Origin of the sequence: Photorhabdus sp. CRCIA-P01, from assembly GCF_003545805.1 — a bacterium.
In the GTDB taxonomy this organism is placed as follows: Bacteria; Pseudomonadota; Gammaproteobacteria; order Enterobacterales; family Enterobacteriaceae; genus Photorhabdus; species Photorhabdus antumapuensis.
This window is the reverse complement of sequence record NZ_NMQR01000179.1, coordinates 1-1,252: the sequence shown is the minus strand read 5'-3', so window position 1 is coordinate 1,252 and position 1,252 is coordinate 1. Positions and strand designations below refer to the sequence as shown.

1 protein-coding gene is annotated in these 1,252 nt (G+C 52.3%); it reads left to right on the top strand.

The window, feature by feature from the left end; translation table 11 throughout:
• The first annotated feature begins 78 nt into the window (after nt 1-78).
• Nucleotides 79-1,244 (top strand): IS3 family transposase gene (locus tag D3222_RS24665; protein ID WP_369973543.1). Its coding sequence is split into 2 segments (ribosomal slippage): nt 79-340 and nt 340-1,244, totalling 1,167 coding nucleotides; the frame shifts between segments, so codons are not numbered across the junction.
• Nucleotides 1,245-1,252: the final 8 nt, after the last annotated feature.

Below are 1,252 nucleotides of genomic sequence, written 5' to 3'. Positions count from 1 at the left end.
TGTAGTGGTATAAGAATTCCGGACATCTCACAAGCCTGCTAATCTGATTAACAGTGAAAGTGAGGTATGATGATGAAATTGAAACAGCCAAGATGCCACTATTCCGCTGAATTCAAGTTGGAAGCGGTTCAGCAAGTCATTCTTCATCAGCAACGTGTTGTTGATGTGGCTCGCGCTTTGGGGATAGATACCAGCACACTCGGAAAGTGGGTACGTCAATATAAAGCTGAACAACAGGGGATGACCCCGGCGGGTCAGGCTTTGACTCCCGAACAACGCCGTATACAAGCGCTGGAAAAACAGGTCAGACGCCTGGAAATGGAAAAAGAAATCCTAAAGCAGGCGGCCGTGCTGATGAGCGAACTGCGGACCGGACCTATTCGCTGATCACACGGCTGAGCGCCCAGTGGCCAGTTAAGGATTTATGCCAGACGCTTCAGGTGTCGCGCAGTGCCTATTATGACTGGCGGCAACGTTCCGTTGATGCGGAACGTCTGCGGTTACGTGCCCGTACCCGCGAGCTGTATACCCAAAGTCGGGGCGCGATAGGCAGCCGCACCCTGAGTCAGTTGCTGACCCATGAAGGCTACCCGGTTGGGCGCTGGAAAGCCCGGCGGTTAATGCAGGAATGCGGTCTGCAAAGTCGTCAACCGGGGGCTCACCGTGATCGCCCTGCGGGGAAAGAGCACGTTGCCTCACCGAACCTTTTGCAACAGGATTTTATCCCGGCATGTCCGAATACCCGGTGGTGCGGCGATATCACCTACATTCGAACAGAAGCGGGCTGGTGCTATCTCGCTGTGGTGATGGATTTGTTTTCCCGCCGTGTGGTGGGGATGGCCATGTCGACGTCACCGGATGCCGGGCTGGTCTGCCGGGCACTGAGAAACGCACTGGAAACCCGTCATATTGAAGGCCGGCTGATTTTTCACTCCGATCAAGGCAGTCAATACAGCAGTAAAAAGTTTCGCCGCTTACTCTGGCGAAACAAGATTATCCAAAGCATGAGTCGCAGAGGCTGCTGCTATGATAATTCGCCGATGGAACGGGTATTCCGGAGTCTGAAAAGTGAATGGGTTCCCCCAGAAGGCTATCAGGATATGCATGAAGCGATAAGAGATATCACGCAATATCTGGGTGGATATTATAATTACATTCGCCCCCATAGTTTTAATGGAGGCATTTCTCCCGTTGAATACGAGAAGCAATGGGAAAAGGCTAAAATGGTGTCCGGAATTTCTTGACCGCTACA